This is a genomic window from Acinetobacter geminorum, from assembly GCF_013009345.1.
GTDB classification, from domain to species: domain Bacteria; phylum Pseudomonadota; class Gammaproteobacteria; order Pseudomonadales; family Moraxellaceae; genus Acinetobacter; species Acinetobacter geminorum.
The window spans coordinates 13,632-32,697 of sequence record NZ_JABELE010000023.1 but is presented as its reverse complement, the minus strand read 5'-3'; the positions used below and the strand labels follow the sequence as shown (position 1 = coordinate 32,697).

Genomic DNA, 19,066 nt, shown 5'->3' with positions numbered 1-19,066 from the left:
ATTAAATATTAAAAAACAACTAAAATCTGTAAGATATATTCCATATGTGCATTAAGCAGGAATTCCTTAATGAAAGAATTCCTGCTTAATGCAATCAATTACTTATGAATGTCGAGAGTTGGCTTCATCATACACAGCATTGTTTTCACGTCTGCCTACGGCAATGACGATGAAAATAACCTCATCATCAATCACTTCATAAACCAAACGATAACCAACACTGCGAAGTTTGATCTTGTAGCGGTTAGGATGTCCTGGGAGCTTATTCTTGGGAATGCGAGGATTCTCTAGTACCTTGATCAGTTTCTTCTTCAATGGTTGCTTAATACTTGGATTAAGCTTTTTCCATTCTGCTAATGCTTCTTCTAAAAAGTCTAACTTATAGGTCATCAATATTTACTCGAATGCGTTTTTGATTCGCACGAGCATCTGCAATTTTGTTGAGTTCCAGGTCTTCCAGTTGTTCCATCATGGTTTCATACAAATCAGCCGGAACACAGTAAAACGCTGGTATATTACGATTAAGGATCGCTACAGGTTCACCTTTACCTGCTAACACTGTATCCATCGGACTCTTTTTGAGTTCAGTAATACTTGCAGTCATTCGTGCATGGATTAATTGAGTCATAGTTAGGCCTTTATAAAGTTAAGTGTTTGCAGTTTGGGTTGAATCACTACAAGTAGGTTCGGGTAGCTAATCTCAGCATACCTCTCTAATGTGCATCTTAATTTGATAAGTAGGGTTGAATCAGTGACGAGGAGCATCTTTGCAAGATAAGGCATCGCTGAACGAAATACCTTTAACCACTTACGATGTTGCTCAATAATATCTATAGGTTGTTGCATCTCTAGCTCAGCTAACCCAGGAGCTACGTCAAGATCACACCATGAAAGTATCTTTAGAGCTTTTTCTAATGTAGTAGTTTTAGTTACCTGCCACTCTTCCTCTCTTTCATCCATCAAATCGAATAGATGTCTGAGTTCCTGCATACGAACTTCATCCTCTCGTTTCAAACGAGATTTTTCAGTCATATTCCAAACAGTATCAGAATTCATAGATTCTCCTATTCAACGCTATGACTATAGCATTCCTAGAAGCACATTTAAAGATGCGATTAAAAAAACCATAATGAGTACTTTTCGCTACTCGATAAACGGTAGAAACTCCACAACCAACTGCTTTAGCTATTTCATCCTTGGTCATGTTCCGACATGATATAGGTCTAACAAATACAATAAAGCCCTTAATCATTAAGGGCTTTTCCACACGCAAATCACAACCAATTAAAAACTAAATTAGTTTTATATTAGTTTCAAATTAGTTAATTTTCTTCACTAAGTTTCTTCAGAGCAAATCTGATAATTCCATTATGGGTTTGACCATATTTTTCAGCTAACTCAGCCAATAGCTGATACTCATATTCGTTCATTGGAATCGTATGCGTCTTAAATTTTCGAGGTGCTTTGGGATCTAGTTTTTGAGTAGTCTGCTCATTTGCCCCATTGATGAATGCGTCAATTTCGGGTGATGAAGGCTTCGTAATTTCTCTTTTCTTAATCACGCTAAAAGCTCCTTCATAAATGATTCAAACTCTTCGATTGCTTTTGGATTATTTGATTCAACAACACCTTTCCCTTCAGCAGTAACATCACGATAAACCTTCCTGTCATGAATTACTGACGACAACGCTGTGAATAATGGAAAATCCGCCAGGTAATCATTTGCTTGTTGTACTTCAGATACAGATGGATTGGTTGGTGCCAGCGTTAATAAACCAAATGGTTTTAAGTCTTCATTAAATGACTTGGCTTGATCTATGACTTCAGAGAGATGAGGTAAAGTATCAAGATCGAACTGTGATGGTCTAAATGGTACTACAAGGTAATGAGCTGTTAGCATTGCTGTTCTAAGCTCTTTACTATCATGTCCAGCCACATCAACAATCACATAGTTATAACGGCTATCCAGGTCTTTCAGTGTGTTCTTGATGTCACCATAGCGTTGAACACAATGAACTTTTGGCAGATCAGTTTCATCTCTGTCTTTTACCCAATTAGCTGAACTTTGTTGAGGATCTGCATCAACTAATACTATGTCTTTCTTATGTTTAGCAAGATATGCTGCAATGTTGATGGCTATTGTTGATTTACCACATCCGCCTTTTTGACTTCCAATTAAGATAATCATTTTACTTGTAATTTGTAACTAATTTGAATTCAATATAGTTTTATTTTTCATTGGTGTAAATACTTACTTAAAAAATCTTGTTGTCCATTGATTTAGTATTAGTCTACATTTTCCCACCTAAATTAGGGTTATACTTCATGCTAATTCATCACTGTAAATGGATACTCGTAAAACAAGAAATTCTCTTAAATTTTTAAGCAATAACATTTTTATTTTTAAATAATTTTAATATTTTTATTTTTAAATCCTCTGTAAGCCTTATCTAGAAAGTGTTTGAGAGCTTATTAGTCTACATTTTCCCACCTTTAAGTCTACATTTTCCCACCTTTAAGTCTACATTTTCCCACCTTTAAGTCTACATTTTCCCACCTTGTGCCTACACTGTTTGTTAGTGTATGCTAATCTGATAATTACATGGGGAAGTCTCAGTGAAAAATGAGCTCGTAGTTAAAGATAATGCGTTAATTAATGCTAGCTATAATTTAGACACAACGGAACAACGATTGATTTTATTGGCAATTGTCCAAGCGAGAGAGTTAAGTAAGCATGTGGATGCTAATAGCACGCTAGAGGTTCATGCTCATCATTACATGAAGCAGTTCAACGTCGATAAACATGCAGCCTATGAGGGGCTTAAAAACGCAGCTAGCAACCTATTTGAGCGCAAATTCAGTTACAAGGGTATCCATGAGGGGACTCAACAGGAAAAGATAGTGAAATCACGTTGGGTTTCCAAAATAGCCTATGTTGATTCAGCCGGGATTGTAGAGCTCACTTTTGCACCTGATGTCATACCCTTGATTACACAGTTAGAGAAGTCTTTCACTGCTTATGAGCTGAAACAGATTAGCTCTCTTACAAGCAAATATGCAATTCGTCTTTACGAGTTACTGATTCAATGGCGTAGTGTTGGTAAGACACCTATGTTTGCGTTAGATGACTTTCGCTTTAAGCTTGGATTAGCAGAGAGTGACTATGTCAAAATGGCGAACTTCAAAGCCAGGGTACTCGATACAGCATTAAACCAAATTAATGAATTAACAGATATCATTGCTTCTTATGAGCAACATAAAAATGGACGTGTGATTAGTGGCTTCTCATTTACGTTCACAACAAAGCAGCAACCTAAGGAAGTCACTCACACCAAAGCCAAGAAGCTAACGGATAAGCAGATTCAATTTTTTGCCAACAAGCTAGCTCACCATGACCCATTTGCAAGCCAAAAAGCTGCAGTAGGGGAAAGCTATGCTGATCTAGAAAAAAGGCTTCTAATTGAATTAGAGGATGTTCAAAATGTTAGAAAGTATTCTGGTGTTCTAAAAGAGTTGGGATTAGAAGTTTAATGGTGAAATAAAATTAGTTGTTAAGTGAAACTAATTTGGTTTTACTTTGGTTTTGTTTTAGTTCTAATTTAAGTTAAGCTTTATAAAATCATATTTCAAACTATTTATGTAACAAAGCTAAATCCCTACTTCCTCTCGGATTGAGCAAAGCGAAAACCTAAGCTTTCGAAAGTCATGTCCTTGATTTAAATGGCAAAACCTGACATTGAAATAATTCTAAAATTAATCCATGCCAAAGCAGCAAGAAGTGGATTCAGGTTGGTATATCAATTTTTACTGATTTAAAAAATCACTGACGTATTTTTAAGTCAGTGATCAAACTTTTTTTTAAAAATCCCAACTTTTGGAGAATCATTTTTTTTTTATTTGTTAATGTCCGTTACTGAGTACACGTCGAGGACATATAGCTGATTACTTAATGAATAGTGAGTGAGCTATAGACCTGACTGTATTCAAAAATATTGCTTCAGAAGTTAAAGTCTCATAAATAAAAAACCCCAATAGCTAAATCTTGTGGCGGAACTAGCTATCGAGGTCTGAAATACAGGAACATTGTAACGTGTTCAAAAATAATATACACGACTTTTTATTGAATCTAGGTTACGAAACTAAGAAATTACCGTTTCAATTTGTACCAGAAAAGCATTATCGCATCCCAAGCATCGGAAAAAGTCAAAAAAACCGATCCACTGACGTTGTTTTGAAATCCAATGGCACGTATTTAATTTACGATCATGCTACTGGTGAAAGCCATTCATTCAATCCTGAATGGTCACAGATCAAAGCCGAGCGTGATGCAGCCCAGATTGAAAAGCGCCGTTTTGAAATTGAGCAGCAGCGCAAAGCTGAAGTTCTAGCCAAAATCATTCAATTCAAAACAAAAGCCAATGAAGCCAAAACAATTTGGGATCAGGCCCAACATTGTGCAGATCATCCATACATGGCCGTTGCAGGCATTAAGCCAATTAATGCGCGAACAATGCCAGTGGTTAGAACTTCAGGCGGTCAGACGTTCACTGATCCGTTAATTATTCCATTGTTTGATGTTCATACGCATGAAATCGTGAATCTGCAATTCATCACGCCAGATGGGGAAAAACGGCCATTATCAGGCGCTCAAAGTAAAAATTATTACTTTGTGATTGAAGGTACAGAGCCGACAATTTTTGTTGAAGGTTACAAGGATGCTTGCAATGTGCATCACGCCAACGGACGGCGCGTCATTGCATGTATCACTGCTGACAAGATCAAAGAGGTCTATCCAGTCTTAGGAAAGCAACAGGACGCTATTCTTTCCGACAACGACAACAAAGCAAAGCTCAATGATGATGAATCCAGAAAGGTTCTCTATTCACTGAAGCAGATCACTGCTCACGGGAAAGGTCATAAAGTTGCAACCGAACTTGGTGCAAAGTTTTATCTAGCATCTGTACTTGGTTCTGATGCAGGTAGCTTGTCGCATGATCAGATCAATGCACTGCTTAATGATAAAGCCACTTCAGAGCTGCCAATTTTTGACGTTTGGTCACAGTTAAAAGATCAGCATTGCGGTATTGATGCAAAATTATTGCTTAGTGCGCTGACAGATGAAAAAGATGCTCATCAATGCGCCATTTTGGCTTATCAGTACATGATTAAGAACTCGGTGCATGTTCCATATAGAAAAAGCCTAATCGAGCTTAGAAACGAAATAGAGCCGTTTTGCGTGGGCCGTGTTCATCCTGTCACTTTGGATAATATTGTTCTATATGTTCACAAAAGAATTGAGTTCATCAAGACACAAGGTCTAACGGCGGTCACGATTCAAGATTATAAAAATCATAATGTAATTAAATTAGATTCATTGGATCAGTTTAAGCCGAATTATCGCGGTGCGTACCTAATCAAAGCGCCAACAGGATCGGGAAAAACGCAAAAAGTCGGACGACCTTTCCGCAATTGGTGCGACTCAAGCGGTTATTCATTCTTAACAATTGCACATTTGCGTAGTTTGATCCGTGAAATGGCTTCACGTTTGAATACAGCCCATTATGACGATGAGAAAAAAGGCATAGCAGAAGCGCGTAAAATCGGTCTGGATGCTGCTTTAAGTCACTCGATTGAATCACTGTCTGTCTGTCTGCCAAGTCTGGCGAATGAGCTATTCAAGCCATTTATTAAGAACTGCAAGCATGTGTTCATTGATGAGATCAGCCAAGTGATCGAAACTTTCAACAGTGACAAACTATTCAAAAGAACCGACATTGAACACGTTTATCAGTTGCTAAAGATCATCATTAAGAATGCTGAGTGTGTCATTGTTGCGGATGCCAATATTAACCAACAGACGTTGGATTTTATCGAGTCATGCCGAGTGGGTGAAAAGCTGAATATTGTTGAGGTTGATCCAAAGAACGAAAACAAAACGGCTCACTTGTATAACAGTTTTGCAGAGTTGCAGAGCTTCATGCTGCAACGGGTCATGGTCGAAAATCAAAACGTATGGATTACATGCGATTCAAAGAGCCACGTTCAAACGCTGCAAGCCATTCTCAATGATTTGGACGTTAAAAACATTGCAATTGTCGGGAACGAAAACGTAAAAAAAGAAACAGCCGAATTTCTGAAGAATCCCGAAGCTGAATCTTTGAATTATCAAGTTGTCATTTCTACAAGTGCAATCGCTTCAGGCGTATCAATTGAGCATGATCATTTTGATTTTGTTGCTGGATTCTTTACGGGTTCAAGTGTTCAGCCTACTGATGCTTATCAGATGCTTGGACGGGTTCGCCAGTGCAAAGAGTTCCACATATACGCGGATCAGAGCAGACGCTATGTGATGGATGTTTTAGACGCATTACAAGGAAAGCAACAGGCCAGTGCATTAGAAGGATCAAAAGCTAAAATCACAGAGTTCTCATTATTTAAAACAGAACTTGAAAAGGTACGTGAAACGCGCCGTTCCAATTTCGCCAATAATCTGATTTGGATTCTGGAAAGCAAAAAGTTCGCTGTTAAACGTGTGCAGCAGTTTGATACTTCAGGTCATGCAGAGATATTCAAGTACACCAAGGCCAAGATCAAGGCGGATCATCAAGAACGGATTAAAAACGCTTACAAGATTGATGCAGATACAGCGCAAAGACTTCAGCGCAAAGACTTCCTGTCTGATCCTGAAGCATACGCCCTACAAGCTCATGAAATGCGAATGAAGTTAGGACTTCAGCATGATGCAGAGTTGAATGATCAGCACTTTGATATTGATTTAGGTCAATTGATACGTTTTAACGCCTTTATGGGCCGTTTTAAGACAAGCCAAGATAAGGCCAAAGACTTAGCAGTTAGACGATACCGCGAAGCTATGGGGAAAGTTTACAGACTGGCCTTCGATGGTGTGAACATGCAGCCGAATGCAGTATTCACAGAAACAGGTGCCAAAGCACTTATTCAGCAGATCACAAAATACAGATTGCTGCTTGCTGCCATTGGTGCAATCCCAACTCGTTTCGGTGTGCCGTCATGGAAAGCGTCCGAATATTCATCCAGGGATTTAAACGAGATTCTGAAGCATATCGGCATCAGTTACAGACGTTGCAGAAATCCATTTAAGCCACATGAGAAAAGAAAAATAAGTGTGCAGATGCCCCATAATCTATATATAAGAATAGAGCCATCTGCACAGATAACGGATGATTTTGCTTATAAGATTGATGCGGAAAAATTCAGCGTGATGCAGCAGCTTTGTGATTCTCTATTCAATGCCAGTGAACAGCAGATCACGACTGAAGATATGCAGCAGTTTGCTGATGTTGTCGCTTCAGTCGGGAAGCCTGACTTTGTTTCTGATGTTGTTTCTTTGGATGAGGTGCAGATTGATATTGCATCCGTTGCAGTCGTAACCACAGCAACAGAACAGCAGCTTGCTATTGAGCCATGCAATGACGCGGTATTCATTGATGTGATGCAGGAGCTTATGCGGTCAGACTTAACCCTTGCTGATTTGTACCGTTTGAAAGATTACGCAGAGCATTTACCGAAACAGCACGTTTCTGCTGGCAGTGCTCAACAGGTATTAGAGTTGGATTTAATCAATTCAATGATCAGTAGCCGGGCGTCGATTGGATAGCCTAAGCAATCATTCTTAGGCTATTTTGGTGATCAGGGCCAGAAAGACATTACGAGTATAATGTCCTTCAGGTTACTTTCGTTATTTACCGAAATCATTTCTATCTGCTTGATTGTCCAGTGGACCAGGTAGACAGCAAGTACGCACCAGAAACAGCAGATTCATATTTTTAATTATACCTTTCTACTATCATCGTATATACGAGAGCATTTAATTAAATTACATGGGAACTAATACCATGAATTCAAAGTTAATATTTCAGCAACTATGCCACTTTTAAAACTTCCAATTTATGTTCTCTAATTTTATTTATGACTTCCGTCATAATTATTATGTTGCAACATTTGCAACGTTATTGGTATGATTACCATGTAGTCTTACAGAACTGATGATTTGGTTCATAAGGTCTTTAACCCAAGGAGTGTTATTGACTGGTATCTGTAGGCAGAGATACGAAAAAGGCCGATCAGTAATGACCGGCCTTTTTCACGTCAGCACGAAAATTCCCTAATCCCATCATTTGATGCCAGGTGTAATAACCTTTGGTATGACTTTGTCGCTTTGTAATGCTCTAAGGTAACAGCACATAACCACGAAAGCAGCTGTAACGCATAGCGGATCTCATTATTCAAACGCTTGATTACTTCTACTTGATTAGTTGGTTCATATATTAAAATTTTACCGGTACCCTTTTCCTTCACGTCACTGAATTTCCATACTGGTTCTAAATGTGCCAATCGGTTTCTCCAGTCTTTGACCGTTTTAATACGATCAATGATCATCTGGTGATGCTTGTCTGGCACCATGTTGGTAAAGTTTTGGAAGATGATAGGGAATAGCTTATGCCAATCTATCAAATCGCCATTATTGTATTTCTTTGCTGATAATACATAGGTCCATTTTCCAAATTCGAGTTTTGACACGATGATTTGTGGCAGCAACTTTAGGTCTGTTTCTCCTTTATGGGTGATCTTTCTAAATGCTTTTCCTGTTTCGGTATAGATTGGTCTACCTTTTCTATCCTGTTTAGGATCACCATTAGGGTCAACATCCACAAAGCTAAAATATTCATACCATCTGAAGTTGCTTTCAACTTTTTTCGGGAACTTTGCTGATACTTCTTCGCTTAATGCTACGTGTATCCTATTTCTTAGGCACACTTCAATCGTACTAAGCAGAATATACAGCTCTGATGATAAAGCTTGATTCCAGTGGTAGTAGTGAAGGCAGTCATCATCTGTGCCGCATTTAAATATCCTCCTGTATGAAGATAATCTATGGCTACTTATTGATTGAATAATGTAGGATTTTGGCATTTTATAAATTGTATTGATCGAATTTTTTTATTATAAATCAATTCACTAATCTTAGTGTACATCAAATAAATCAGGACAAATTAAGCTAAAGATTACTTATATAATCTTTAGTTACTCTATTCTGATAATGCTCGAAAGAGAGAAATTACTTTTGACACCATTTCCGATGTTGTTAGGGAAGCATTAAAAAATCCCGTTGGCTGATTTCTTTAAGGACTTTCAAAGTTAAAAGTATTGGCCAGCTCAGGGTCTAGGCTTTGATCTACTCTAAGCTCGCTATCGCTCGGTTGAGACGTGATGTTGTTAGGTTTTGGAGATTTGACCGCCTCAAGGGTTGATTTCATACTTTCAAAGTTGTCTAAACAGGCCTTGTATGCGGATATTTCGTCCTTAAAACGTGAATTTTGTGGCTCTAAAACAACATCACATTTCAAATTTTTGAGCATCCTTTCGTCATTTTTTATGATTTTTTCTATTAGCTCATAGTCACTTTGGTTCAGCATATTTCTTGCCCGATTCATGTAATCGTTAAGTTTTTTTGACTTCCTGCTAATTATATGAATAACATCAAATTTTCTACCATGCTGATAGGCATAGTCTTGCTGTGCTGAAAACTCTTGATGTGCAAGCGCATAGTCAGGATAGTAGGCATCACCTCGTAGGTATTTAAATTCCTTGGCAGGTTTAGGTTTGGGACGTATTTTGCTGATTTCTGCTGTTAGTCGATCAATATCTCGACCAAGCTCATGACACTCTTTATCTGTGTCTGTAAGCCGCTTACCGTTGAGATCAATGCTTCTATTTCTTTGCTGTAATCCTGTGGTGCAGGCATCTGCGACACCTTCAAGAGTATGGTCTTGAGCTGTGTCTTTTCGTCTTTCAACTCCGTTTGCACTATATTTTTTAGCATATTCACTAAGTCCTGACCTTCTGAGACCTTCATCCATAACTTTTGATATTGAGAGGTGAAATTGGTTATTAATTTCTGTTGAAATTCTGCTGAAAAATTTCCGTGTTCTAGCTGTGAAATTTCCGATTTCATCTGCGAAATCAAATCCTTTTTTGTTTGGTTCTCTTTCTCTAAATCGCTGATTTTGTTGTTCAAGTCTTGTTCCAGCGTCTTGTAGGAATCCAAGATGGTTTTTAATGAACTGACTTGCTCCAGCAATAATTCGGTTTGTTGCGTCAGCAAGTAGTTTTGTTCTGCTAGGTACTGATCTATTTCTGTCTTCATTGTTTATCTCCGTAAAGTGTTCAGGTAATTGATTTGGCTTTGTATTGACTGCGAGTTTTGTTGGATCATTTCTTTTTGGGCGCTGATTGTTTTTAAGTTCGTACTGGACAGATAGGTTGTATATAAGCTCATTAAAAGCATCAGCACTCCAAACACTGTAACTCCCCATGTCGTGTGCTTGGCTGCTTGCGACTGCAATAGAGACTGGATTGCGGTCTGTGTGAACTCCGCTTGGTTCTCTATCGCTTGTTTTACTTGGGCTTGGACTAGGGCTTGGACTTGCTTCTGATCTATCGAAATGCTGTTTATTGCCTTGTCGATTTCGGTCTGCAACGATTGGACTGAAACTGAAACTTCTTGGATTTTCGACAAATCTGTATTCGAGATTATCTTTTGAGTCGCGTCTAATTGCGCTAGAAAGCTCGCTTTTTCTTCTTTCAGGTCTTGGGGATTCAAGTTCCCGATTTCGGTCAAAATCGAGCTTAGAGTCGACTCTATAGCTGTGGTCTTGGTTTCTACCTTGTTTAGAAGGGTGGTGCTTTGCATGATAGGCAGCTCGCTTTGCTCTACTAAGCTCAAGAAGCTCCTCAGCTTCTCCGATAGCTTCTGCAAGCTCGCTATCAGGTCGGTGGCCTGTTGCTGCCTGTCTAAGACGCTCTGCATAAGCTCCAAGTTCGAAGTTTTCACAATAAAGGTCTCCTCTAAGTCGGTGTGTGGTTTCTTTTTCGTTGTCTAGTGTGACTGATACAAATGCTTTCCCTGCCTTTACTGACTTCACTCCTTTAAAACATTGAATTTCCGCAACGATGTCAGCCTGATTTACAATCTCTCCAAGTTTCATCATTTCACGGATGTGAGCATCCACATATCTAACAAACTGCTTTCTTTTCATGGTTTCAAGATTTTGTTTTGGAATGATTTTTTCTGCACTCTTATTGATTTTGGCAACCCAGTTGGGTTCTTGTACTTCCCTGACCCACCGTATGTCATCTGGGCGTGACCATTCATACTTGGTGTTGAAGTAATCTCGCAGTGGGTCGAAGTGGTCTTGATGACCAGGTGGTGCAATGTTCATTGCTTTCCCACTTGCCAGGTCGATACGTGGAATCAAAACGTGGATATGCTTTGAGCCATTATCGTCAGTGTGCAGTACAGCAAACAGGTGGTACTGTGATGGATCTAACCCTGCAAACGAATGTTTCTCAAACTCTGTTAATACTTCGTGGATTTGCTCTTGAGTCGGGGCATCATCAGGTGACCATGCAATCACGCCCGATGTGTACTTCCACAAGTGGGGGGTGGCATTGCAAATGGCGTTGAATGTGGTCGCATCGCCTCGTAAAACTTCGATTCCTGCTCGTACATGTCCTTTGTGATCCAAGTCATCCAGTAGATAAGCTGAAGCGTGTGCAGCCGATCCCTTACCGTGCTCTAAAAACTTAATATGCACTTTCATCGATCTCCATTGACTGAAGTGAGTCCAGTTTTTTTTCAATGCGTTCAGGTGGCTGTCGGTTGAGATTAGGTAAAGTGGGGGACAGATTTTCTAGTTCTGTCTGCATGGCTTTTAAAACTTGGAAGCAACCAAAAATATTCAACTTGCGTTGCTCTTGGGTGTCGGCATTTTTAATGATGTTCAATGCCCTGGCCATTTGATTCAAGTTGTTACCAATTTTGGAAAGCTCAAGCAGAAGTAGTGGGTCGCTATGCTGATACCGATTGATAACCTGTAAAACCGTTTTTGTTTTGATTCTTGGTGGTTCTTCTTGGTCGTGTAGTCGTTTAACCGTGATCACATCTTTCATTATCTCCTGCTGAATGAGTGAATGAATAAAGTCCGTAAAGGTCATGCTTTCTTTTTTTAGATAGGCTTCCAACTGCTCTAATTGCAGTTCGGTTAATCTGAAAATCTTATTTTTTGTTCGCATCCCATTCCCCTATGAAAGGCTTTTGCTTTTAGCTCAACGAAGTTGAGCTGCCCATCTGTGATGGGCTAAGGGTGGTCTTAGGAGGGGCTCCCTCCTAACAAGCCCTGTATATAAAATTCGAAGAATTTGTATATACAGGTAGGCTTGCTTTTTGCATTCCGATCCCCTTTATACCTTCAATAGTAAATCGGAAGATGGTCGAAATTTTTTTTAGTTCATGAAAATGGTTTATGTTTTATGTGTGTTTGTCTCAATAAATAATTTTTTATAAAGTGAATCTAAGACTTTCATTTTTCTGTTTTTTATGGTTTGAATTTTTCCTCTTTTGTAGCGGTTACTTTGATTTCAAATGCTACAAAAGAGGAAAGGGTAGTCATAAATTAATAGTCAAAATTAAAGAAATTTTCTGGAAAACAAGACAGAAATGCTTTTTGAATATCGCTGTATTCACCTTCTGGATGTTCCTCTAAATACCGTCGAGTCCAAATTAGTGTTGCTTCATAATCGTTAAAGCACTGATCGAGTTGTAAAAAAATCCAAAGTTCATGTGCTTTTTGGATGAAAAAGTCATTGATGATCATAAGTGCAATTTTCTTTTCAGTATTTGCATTAGGGTATGAATACATAATGTTTTCTCCTATAGAGATGGTAAATAGATTAGTTGATAAGCTATTTATAACACACAAAAATGTGTGTTTAACACATATTTTTGTGTGTTTTTATGTAAATGTAACCCTATGCTATAATCTCAAGACACCATTTCTATAAATTTAATCAAATGCCATATACTGAATTTCAACGTCTTATCGGTAAAGCAGGGCTTTCAATTAAAGAATTTGCTGAATTATTGGACATGAAACCTAATTCGATTACGAATTACAGTAAACAAGGTGTCGTGCCTACACATATCGCTGTAATTGTTGCGTTGATTTCTACGATGAAAGATGAGGGATTGGATTTCTATCCTATTTTCGAAAAAATTAAGTCATATTCAAAAGACTAAGACTCTCGTTTGTTGATTGTTTTAAGCTGTTAGTGATGATGTAGAAAATGCCTGAAGTTCAGGCATTTTTTCGTTTCGGGTACTTATAAACCTCGATAGAACTTTTCAATAAAGTTTCGGGTTTTGAGAACCAGTGTATTTATATCGGCTGAGCACCGTTTGGAATAACATCTGGTTTGATGGCTTCTGTTTGACATCACTCATCCAAATCGGACATTTCTATTTGGGGCTTACAACCCAACTGTGCATAAGAGTTTTTATGTTAAATAGCGAAATCTATTTCCCTATTCTTTTTCCTTCTATGCAATATAGTCTTTTAATTTATGCGCTATAGCATATGCAAGTAAAGGAGGAACAGCATTCCCTACTTGAAGCATTTGATTAGACTTTGGACCAGAAAATATAAAATGATCAGGGAATGATTGGATTCTAGCAGCCTCTCGAACTGTTAAGCATCGATCTTGTTGAGGAAGGGTAAACTGACCTGATGATGGAGTATCAAATCGAGTTGTAATAGTCCTTGCTATCCCATCACTTCTTAAACGTGTCCATGTACCACTGTAAATTGATTTAGTAAGGTGTTCTTGAGGCAAACTTTCTTTACCACCACCTTCATGAGGAATCATTTTAAGACGTTCAAGGACTAATGGAGAGTGATTCGTTGCTTGATGATTTCGAATATTTAATGAATGTTCTCTCAAATATGACTGATATTCAGTCTTAATTTGAGACGTATATTCGTAAAACTCTTCACCTTCTCCTGCTACAAGCTTAGGTAAATCAGAAAAAATCTCATGTAATTTTGGAGGCGCTTTTCGATTTAATTCAGAGAAATCGAAACATTTATTATTTTTAATACCAACAATAAAAGCTCTCTTTCTTTGTTGAGGCACACCAAAATCAGATGCATCTAAAATTTGTGCATTAATGGTATATCCCATTTTTTCACAATCTTCTTTAATCAAATTGAAAAAGTAGCTATCACTAGTTGTAAGAAGATTAGGTACATTTTCAATCACAAAAGCTTTGGGATGAACATATTCAACAACATTTAAAAAATATTTAAAAAGATAATTCCTTTCATCATCAAGGCTTAGGCGTTTACCTTTTTGAGAAAAGCCTTGGCATGGTGGTCCACCAAACACCACATCGATTTTTCCAACCATATTCGCAAAGACTTCGCTAATTTTTAAATTAGTGACATCTTCATTTATTACTTTTGAATATGGGAAGTTAAGTTGGTAGGTTTTTGCGATATTTGGCTCTTTTTCTACAGCTAAAAGACTTTGAAATCCTGCCATTTCAAAGCCGTATGACATACCACCAACACCAGAAAATAGATCAATAGTTTTTAACATCATACATCCTTAACTCGATTACAAGCTGAGTCAAAATATTCAGAATTTAATTCTGTACCAAAGAAACGTCGTCCACATTTTTTAGATACAACAGCTGTTGTTCCACTTCCCATGAATGGATCAATGATCAAATCATTTGGGTGTGATAGAATTTCTACAAAGTGTTGGATAAGTTTCTCAGGCTTCTGAGTTGGATGCTTTCCAAATTTCTTTTCAGATTTTGGTGTAAGACCAGTTTCAATAAAATCGTGCAATAATTTGCCATTATTGTTAAAAGTCCCCGAAGGACCTTTCTTAACGAAGTAAATCCAAGCTTCTGTTGAGTTAACGAAGGTTAAGTTCATATTTCTAGGCATTGGATTCGTTTTATGCCATATCCCAGTAGTTTTGTAATAGAAACCAGCTTTTTGCGCAATTTCTATAATGCTCTCAACTTTCATGATAGACATAAAGATAATAACAGCCCCATTTGGAGCTAGTTTTGCATATGTTAATTGAAGAAAATCTAGCATTTGAACATACCAATCTTCATATGCTAAATCATCCCAACCACTAGCTACAAAATGATTTTCTCTTAATCGAAATACTCCAGTATTTCGACCTTTCATGAAATTTCCCAAGTTATATGGTGGATCTGTTAGGCATAAATGAACTGATTCATCCTTAAGTAACTCTAGTCCTGCTAAGCAGTCTAGATTAAGGAGTACAGAAGAGGAGTCTCTATATTGCTGTTTATCTAAGCTAACATGATGATTTAGATAGTGTTCATTTAATTGAGAATTCATTTGACAGCAAAATATTTAACTTAATTGTTGTATGATACCAATATTATAGAGTCTTGTACTTTCTCTGCGTCCTCAATTGACGCTTTGTAAAGCTAAGTTGTGAAATAAAATTTTAAGGAATGAGTTGTGATTGAAAGTGTATCCCCAAGATTAGGAATAAAATCTTCTCTTCCTGAGCATTTAGAAGCATTTGTTACAGTATATCTAATATGGAAAACTAATAATAAACATACAGTTATTGAATACTCTGAAGAGTTTACAGATTTAGATGGCCTGAAAAAAATAAAATTTAAAGATACTATTCTGACAGCATTAGACAGTTTTTTGAATACATATGCCAAGTATGATTCCAAAGTGTTTGATAATAGCCCTCTATTAGCGGCACAAATTGAACACTTACAGGTAGGCTTACTTAACTGCTATAAAGTAGCATATACAACTCATTTAGATATCAGCCTCTCGAATTCATGTGAAAGATCTGGTGGTAATAGGTATGACAAGAAATTAGAATATACCTCTTTCATAGATTTATTTGATTGCTTTGTCGAACACTCCTTAGATGAATATTTAGATCTATTTATTTTAATTTTAAATAAAGATAACTTTGTTTCTCATAAATTCTTTAAACAATTTTCAGGGTTTATTAGTTTTCTTGTCGAACAAACGAAATATAAATTAGCAGATGACACAGAACAAGATCGGCTATATAAAAAATTTGATGGACAAATAGACTTTTTCAAAAATGGTCCTTCTAGAATTTTAAAATCTTTTACTAAGCAAGGTTTATATGATTTATATCCTAATTCAACGTCTCTAACGCCTATAGAATTACAGAACAAAAAAAGCCGTATTGATAATTTATTTAATATTTTTAGTGTCAATTATGATGATGAAAGTCTTATTGAAGATGAAGAAACGGATACTGGATCTAGCCCAACCTCAAGTGAAATTAAAGGCTATAACAAAATCATTTATGGTGCCCCAGGTGCTGGAAAAAGTGCCACAGTTAGTAAAGTAGTGGGTAAAAACTATATTCGTACAGTTTTTCATCCAGAAACTCAATATTCAGACTTTATTGGCTGTTTAAAACCACATAAAGACTCTAGTGGAAACATTACTTATAGTTTCCGAAAAGGTCCCTTTATTCAGATTCTTGAAAAAGCACTTTTGAATCCACACACTCATTACTTTTTAGTCATTGAAGAGCTTAATAGAGCAAATACTGCAGCTGTGTTCGGAGAGATTTTTCAATTATTAGACAGGGATAAAGAAGGGAAAAGTGAATATCCAATTCTGATACAGGATGAAGATTTATTTGATGAATTAAATAATGTACCTGGTCTAAAAACCAATGAGTTTATTTTAAATCGCCAACTGATCATACCTAACAACCTATCAATCATTGCAACGATGAATAGTAGTGATCAGGCTGTTTTCCCATTGGATACAGCCTTCAAACGTCGTTGGATCTTTGAATACTTACCGATAAATTTTACCGAATGTGCAACAGGATTAATCCCTATCTATCATGCCGACCTTTCGAACATAGAATGGAAAACTTTAGCACAGGCGATAAATACGGTTTTAGTTCAACTAAAAGTTGTAGAAGATAAGCTTATTGGGCCATGGTTTGTTAATGATAGTGATCTTACAGAAGAGACTGCCAAAGATACTTTTATTGGTAAAATTTGTTCATACTTATGGGATGATGCTCTCAAATATAAAAACCATAATGATGAAATATTTAAGCGTGATATTCATAGCTATGGTCAACTACATCAAATGTATTCAAATGGAAAGTGTATCTTTTCTGAAAAATTTATAGAAACTCTTATAAGTAAAAAAGATGAAGATAAAACAGATAAGACTGAAACAGAATGATGGAATATCGATATTTTGAAGACAAAAAAATTGTCACTCTAAAGGAAATTCCTGATTTTGTAATTGATAAATTAAAGGTACTTGATGGTATTGATGTTGTTAATCAGGGAATGAAAATTACATTTTGTGGAGTCATTATTTTTGATGGCTGCACATACTGTTTTACTCCTGCAAAATCATTTGGTAATCACGTTAAATCAATAGGCAACCTAATAAAAGCCATTCATTTTTATAAAAATTCAGTTGATTCCAGTCTATTAGCATATGATGAAGATGAACAAGGTAGTGTTATCGAAGAGATTTCTTTAACAGACATTTTTGAAATCGTTGACCTGTATTTTAATGTAGGGATACTAAGATCTAAAACGCATAGTTATAGTGAAAAAGGTCGAACGAATTGGTCTAAAACTGTTAATAGAGAATTTCCTGTTTTTACTAGTGATGATGTTCCAGTATATTTGGATCTTCAAAAATATCCGATTTCTGTCTATCAGGATGATTTAATCTCAAGTATTCACTGTGAAATTATTTTAGATATTTTTAAAAAATTCCATTGGCTAGATGACAGATTTAATTTTGTATCCGAGGATCAATTAGCTGAGAAAATCTTATTCAATGAGTTGGATATAAATCAGAAAATTTCTTTACTGAAGCAAAGATTACATTCGACTTTTGTATCACTTGAAATTAGAACTTTACAATTACTTATTAGATATTTAGAACGGATTCACGAACTTGGTTCAAATAATGTTGTGATCGGAATTCGAAAATTTCATTATGTTTGGGAGTTCTTGCTTAAAAATATTTTTCACGATGTTGATTTAAAAATTAATTCTTTATTACCTATACCTCAATATCAATTTTCAGGTCCTATAGAGTTAACTGAAATCTCAGCTCAAAAGGGCATGCGTTTAGATATATTTATTAAAGATGAGAATCGTTGCTGGGTCATAGATAGTAAATACTATACGGCCACAGGAGCAACTGATGCTCCAGGATGGTCAGATTTAGTTAAGCAATTTTTCTATATTAAAGCGATTAAACTCATTTATCCTGAGCTTAAAGAAATCAAAAATATTTTTATATTTCCTGGTGTCACTAACTTGATATCTAAAATTCAAATGACTTATCGAGATGAATCTAAAGAAGTAGAAAAGCTAGTGAAATTAACGGAAGACTTTGTTCCTATTGAATGCTTATATTTAGATCCCAATGATGTAATAGAAAAATATTTAAAATCTGAAAAGGTTTACATCACGGATTACATCTAATATTTAGTTAATAAAAAAGCCCGACTCCTGTTGGGCTTTTTCGTATTTGGCTGCTAGGTAGGGCTGCTGTACTACCCCACGTCCTGGTGCTGGAACTTATCATTATTGTTTTCTGTTCTGGAACTTCCTGTTCCTGTATGACTTCATCATAAGTAAAAAACCACAGATGCCATAGCCGTAAAATCCCTAAATTGCTGTGAGCTAGGGCGTACAAATCTAACCAAAAATTGTCTCAGGTTTATCCGCAGAAATTGGGGATACTTTCCGGTCTGTATGTCCTGTTAAAGCTGGAAAAACTGCAAAATCGATCTCTTTTTAACCAATTTAATTAGTGAAAGGTGACAGTTTTGTTCAAGAAAAAGCAGACTTGTTTCCAAATTGGCTTTTCCGGGTTTGAGTTCCACTTCATTTTTACATAAACTGCTGAAAAATAAAATAATTTTATTTTAATTTCGAATAATACCCATTATATTAAATGGAACCTAACTTAGTTAAATTTTTATCAAATTTAGAAAAAAACTTATTAAAATAACTATCTTATTAATTTAATTTTTATTTTAAGGTTATGCAGTGGATATTAAAAAAAGACACCATTTTGTAAGGGCACTGTTGCAAATAGAGATTTGAGTCGATGATGTTCCCTTTAAAAAGTAC

The 19,066-nt window shown here is 36.5% G+C and carries 16 protein-coding genes and 1 pseudogene; 5 read left to right on the top strand and 12 right to left on the bottom strand.

Going from position 1 to position 19,066, the window contains the following annotated elements; translation table 11 throughout:
• Window positions 1-102 precede the first annotated feature (102 nt).
• The 6 genes and pseudogenes from HJG58_RS17070 to HJG58_RS17045 all read right to left on the bottom strand — a co-directional run bounded on the left by HJG58_RS17070 (window position 103) and on the right by HJG58_RS17045 (window position 2,188).
• Window positions 103-390 carry a type II toxin-antitoxin system RelE family toxin gene (locus HJG58_RS17070; protein WP_065996230.1) on the bottom strand — a complete coding sequence of 96 codons (288 nt, stop codon included), beginning with the start codon at window positions 388-390 and terminating at the stop codon, window positions 103-105.
• A complete protein-coding gene (locus HJG58_RS17065) occupies window positions 380-628 on the bottom strand; it encodes a type II toxin-antitoxin system Phd/YefM family antitoxin (protein WP_005130375.1) in 249 nt (82 codons plus the stop codon). The genes HJG58_RS17070 and HJG58_RS17065 overlap by 11 nt, the downstream gene beginning before the upstream one ends.
• Before the next feature lie 2 nt (window positions 629-630).
• A complete protein-coding gene (locus tag HJG58_RS17060) occupies window positions 631-1,056 on the bottom strand; it encodes a hypothetical protein (protein ID WP_065996232.1) in 426 nt (141 codons plus the stop codon).
• A gap of 82 nt (window positions 1,057-1,138) precedes the next feature.
• Window positions 1,139-1,219, bottom strand: a pseudogene (locus tag HJG58_RS17055) (helix-turn-helix domain-containing protein); the annotation flags it as partial.
• Window positions 1,220-1,322: 103 nt separating this feature from the next.
• A complete protein-coding gene (locus HJG58_RS17050; RefSeq protein WP_005130377.1) occupies window positions 1,323-1,562 on the bottom strand; it encodes a hypothetical protein in 240 nt (79 codons plus the stop codon).
• Complete coding sequence (locus tag HJG58_RS17045; RefSeq protein WP_005130378.1) at window positions 1,559-2,188, bottom strand: AAA family ATPase; 630 nt, start codon at window positions 2,186-2,188, stop codon at window positions 1,559-1,561. The genes HJG58_RS17050 and HJG58_RS17045 overlap by 4 nt, the downstream gene beginning before the upstream one ends.
• Before the next feature lie 428 nt (window positions 2,189-2,616).
• Here HJG58_RS17045 and repM point away from each other — a divergent pair, with 428 nt between their 5' ends.
• Together repM and HJG58_RS17035 are read left to right on the top strand one after the other, a co-directional pair.
• Window positions 2,617-3,531, top strand: coding sequence for a replication initiation protein RepM (repM, locus tag HJG58_RS17040; protein ID WP_004843977.1), 915 nt, complete (start codon window positions 2,617-2,619; stop codon window positions 3,529-3,531).
• 559 nt (window positions 3,532-4,090) lie between these two features.
• Entirely contained in the window at window positions 4,091-7,636 is a 3,546-nt protein-coding gene (locus HJG58_RS17035) for a plasmid replication protein, CyRepA1 family (protein ID WP_065996235.1), read from the top strand.
• 491 nt (window positions 7,637-8,127) lie between these two features.
• On the opposite strand, the gene HJG58_RS17030 is transcribed toward HJG58_RS17035, so the two are convergent.
• The 4 genes from HJG58_RS17030 to HJG58_RS17015 all read right to left on the bottom strand — a co-directional run bounded on the left by HJG58_RS17030 (window position 8,128) and on the right by HJG58_RS17015 (window position 12,740).
• The gene (locus HJG58_RS17030; RefSeq protein WP_065996236.1) at window positions 8,128-8,952 is read right to left on the bottom strand and encodes an Abi family protein; all 825 of its coding nucleotides are present in this window, start codon (window positions 8,950-8,952) and stop codon (window positions 8,128-8,130) included.
• A gap of 209 nt (window positions 8,953-9,161) precedes the next feature.
• A complete protein-coding gene (locus HJG58_RS17025; RefSeq protein ID WP_068520166.1) occupies window positions 9,162-11,642 on the bottom strand; it encodes a relaxase/mobilization nuclease domain-containing protein in 2,481 nt (826 codons plus the stop codon).
• Window positions 11,626-12,114 carry a plasmid mobilization relaxosome protein MobC gene (mobC, locus tag HJG58_RS17020; protein WP_065996242.1) on the bottom strand — a complete coding sequence of 163 codons (489 nt, stop codon included), beginning with the start codon at window positions 12,112-12,114 and terminating at the stop codon, window positions 11,626-11,628. Before mobC ends, HJG58_RS17025 begins: the two co-directional genes overlap by 17 nt.
• A gap of 380 nt (window positions 12,115-12,494) precedes the next feature.
• Window positions 12,495-12,740, bottom strand: a complete 246-nt coding sequence (locus HJG58_RS17015) for a hypothetical protein (protein ID WP_005130387.1) — start codon at window positions 12,738-12,740, stop codon at window positions 12,495-12,497.
• 152 nt (window positions 12,741-12,892) lie between these two features.
• On the opposite strand from HJG58_RS17015, the gene HJG58_RS17010 reads away from it, so the two are divergent.
• A complete protein-coding gene (locus HJG58_RS17010) occupies window positions 12,893-13,117 on the top strand; it encodes a hypothetical protein (RefSeq protein ID WP_005264124.1) in 225 nt (74 codons plus the stop codon).
• Window positions 13,118-13,416: 299 nt separating this feature from the next.
• Here the strand turns inward: HJG58_RS17010 and HJG58_RS17005 are convergent, their stop codons facing one another.
• Window positions 13,417-14,475 (bottom strand): DNA cytosine methyltransferase, encoded by a 1,059-nt coding sequence (locus tag HJG58_RS17005; RefSeq protein ID WP_086353492.1) that lies wholly within the window; start codon window positions 14,473-14,475, stop codon window positions 13,417-13,419.
• The gene (locus tag HJG58_RS17000) at window positions 14,475-15,260 is read right to left on the bottom strand and encodes a DNA-methyltransferase (RefSeq protein ID WP_079878060.1); all 786 of its coding nucleotides are present in this window, start codon (window positions 15,258-15,260) and stop codon (window positions 14,475-14,477) included. The genes HJG58_RS17005 and HJG58_RS17000 overlap by 1 nt, the downstream gene beginning before the upstream one ends.
• A gap of 126 nt (window positions 15,261-15,386) precedes the next feature.
• Between HJG58_RS17000 and HJG58_RS16995 the strand changes: the two genes are divergently transcribed.
• Both HJG58_RS16995 and HJG58_RS16990 read left to right on the top strand, forming a co-directional pair.
• Window positions 15,387-17,141 carry an McrB family protein gene (locus tag HJG58_RS16995; protein WP_226789438.1) on the top strand — a complete coding sequence of 585 codons (1,755 nt, stop codon included), beginning with the start codon at window positions 15,387-15,389 and terminating at the stop codon, window positions 17,139-17,141.
• Entirely contained in the window at window positions 17,138-18,412 is a 1,275-nt protein-coding gene (locus tag HJG58_RS16990) for an LlaJI family restriction endonuclease (RefSeq protein WP_226789439.1), read from the top strand. The genes HJG58_RS16995 and HJG58_RS16990 overlap by 4 nt, the downstream gene beginning before the upstream one ends.
• The last annotated feature ends 654 nt before the right edge of the window (window positions 18,413-19,066 follow it).

Excerpts from the sequence above, each read along its gene's own strand:
- HJG58_RS17000 (WP_079878060.1), bottom strand. The coding sequence starts at position 15,260 with ATGAATTCTCAATTAAATGAACACTATCTAAATCATCATGTTAGCTTA.
- HJG58_RS17060 (WP_065996232.1), bottom strand. The coding sequence starts at position 1,056 with ATGAATTCTGATACTGTTTGGAATATGACTGAAAAATCTCGTTTGAAA.
- HJG58_RS17030 (WP_065996236.1), bottom strand. The coding sequence starts at position 8,952 with ATGCCAAAATCCTACATTATTCAATCAATAAGTAGCCATAGATTATCT.
- HJG58_RS16990 (WP_226789439.1), top strand. The coding sequence starts at position 17,138 with ATGATGGAATATCGATATTTTGAAGACAAAAAAATTGTCACTCTAAAG.
- HJG58_RS17015 (WP_005130387.1), bottom strand. The coding sequence starts at position 12,740 with ATGTATTCATACCCTAATGCAAATACTGAAAAGAAAATTGCACTTATG.
- HJG58_RS17025 (WP_068520166.1), bottom strand. The coding sequence starts at position 11,642 with ATGAAAGTGCATATTAAGTTTTTAGAGCACGGTAAGGGATCGGCTGCA.
- HJG58_RS17065 (WP_005130375.1), bottom strand. The coding sequence starts at position 628 with ATGACTCAATTAATCCATGCACGAATGACTGCAAGTATTACTGAACTC.
- HJG58_RS17070 (WP_065996230.1), bottom strand. The coding sequence starts at position 390 with ATGACCTATAAGTTAGACTTTTTAGAAGAAGCATTAGCAGAATGGAAA.
- mobC (WP_065996242.1), bottom strand. The coding sequence starts at position 12,114 with ATGCGAACAAAAAATAAGATTTTCAGATTAACCGAACTGCAATTAGAG.
- HJG58_RS17005 (WP_086353492.1), bottom strand. The coding sequence starts at position 14,475 with ATGTTAAAAACTATTGATCTATTTTCTGGTGTTGGTGGTATGTCATAC.
- HJG58_RS17045 (WP_005130378.1), bottom strand. The coding sequence starts at position 2,188 with ATGATTATCTTAATTGGAAGTCAAAAAGGCGGATGTGGTAAATCAACA.
- HJG58_RS17010 (WP_005264124.1), top strand. The coding sequence starts at position 12,893 with ATGCCATATACTGAATTTCAACGTCTTATCGGTAAAGCAGGGCTTTCA.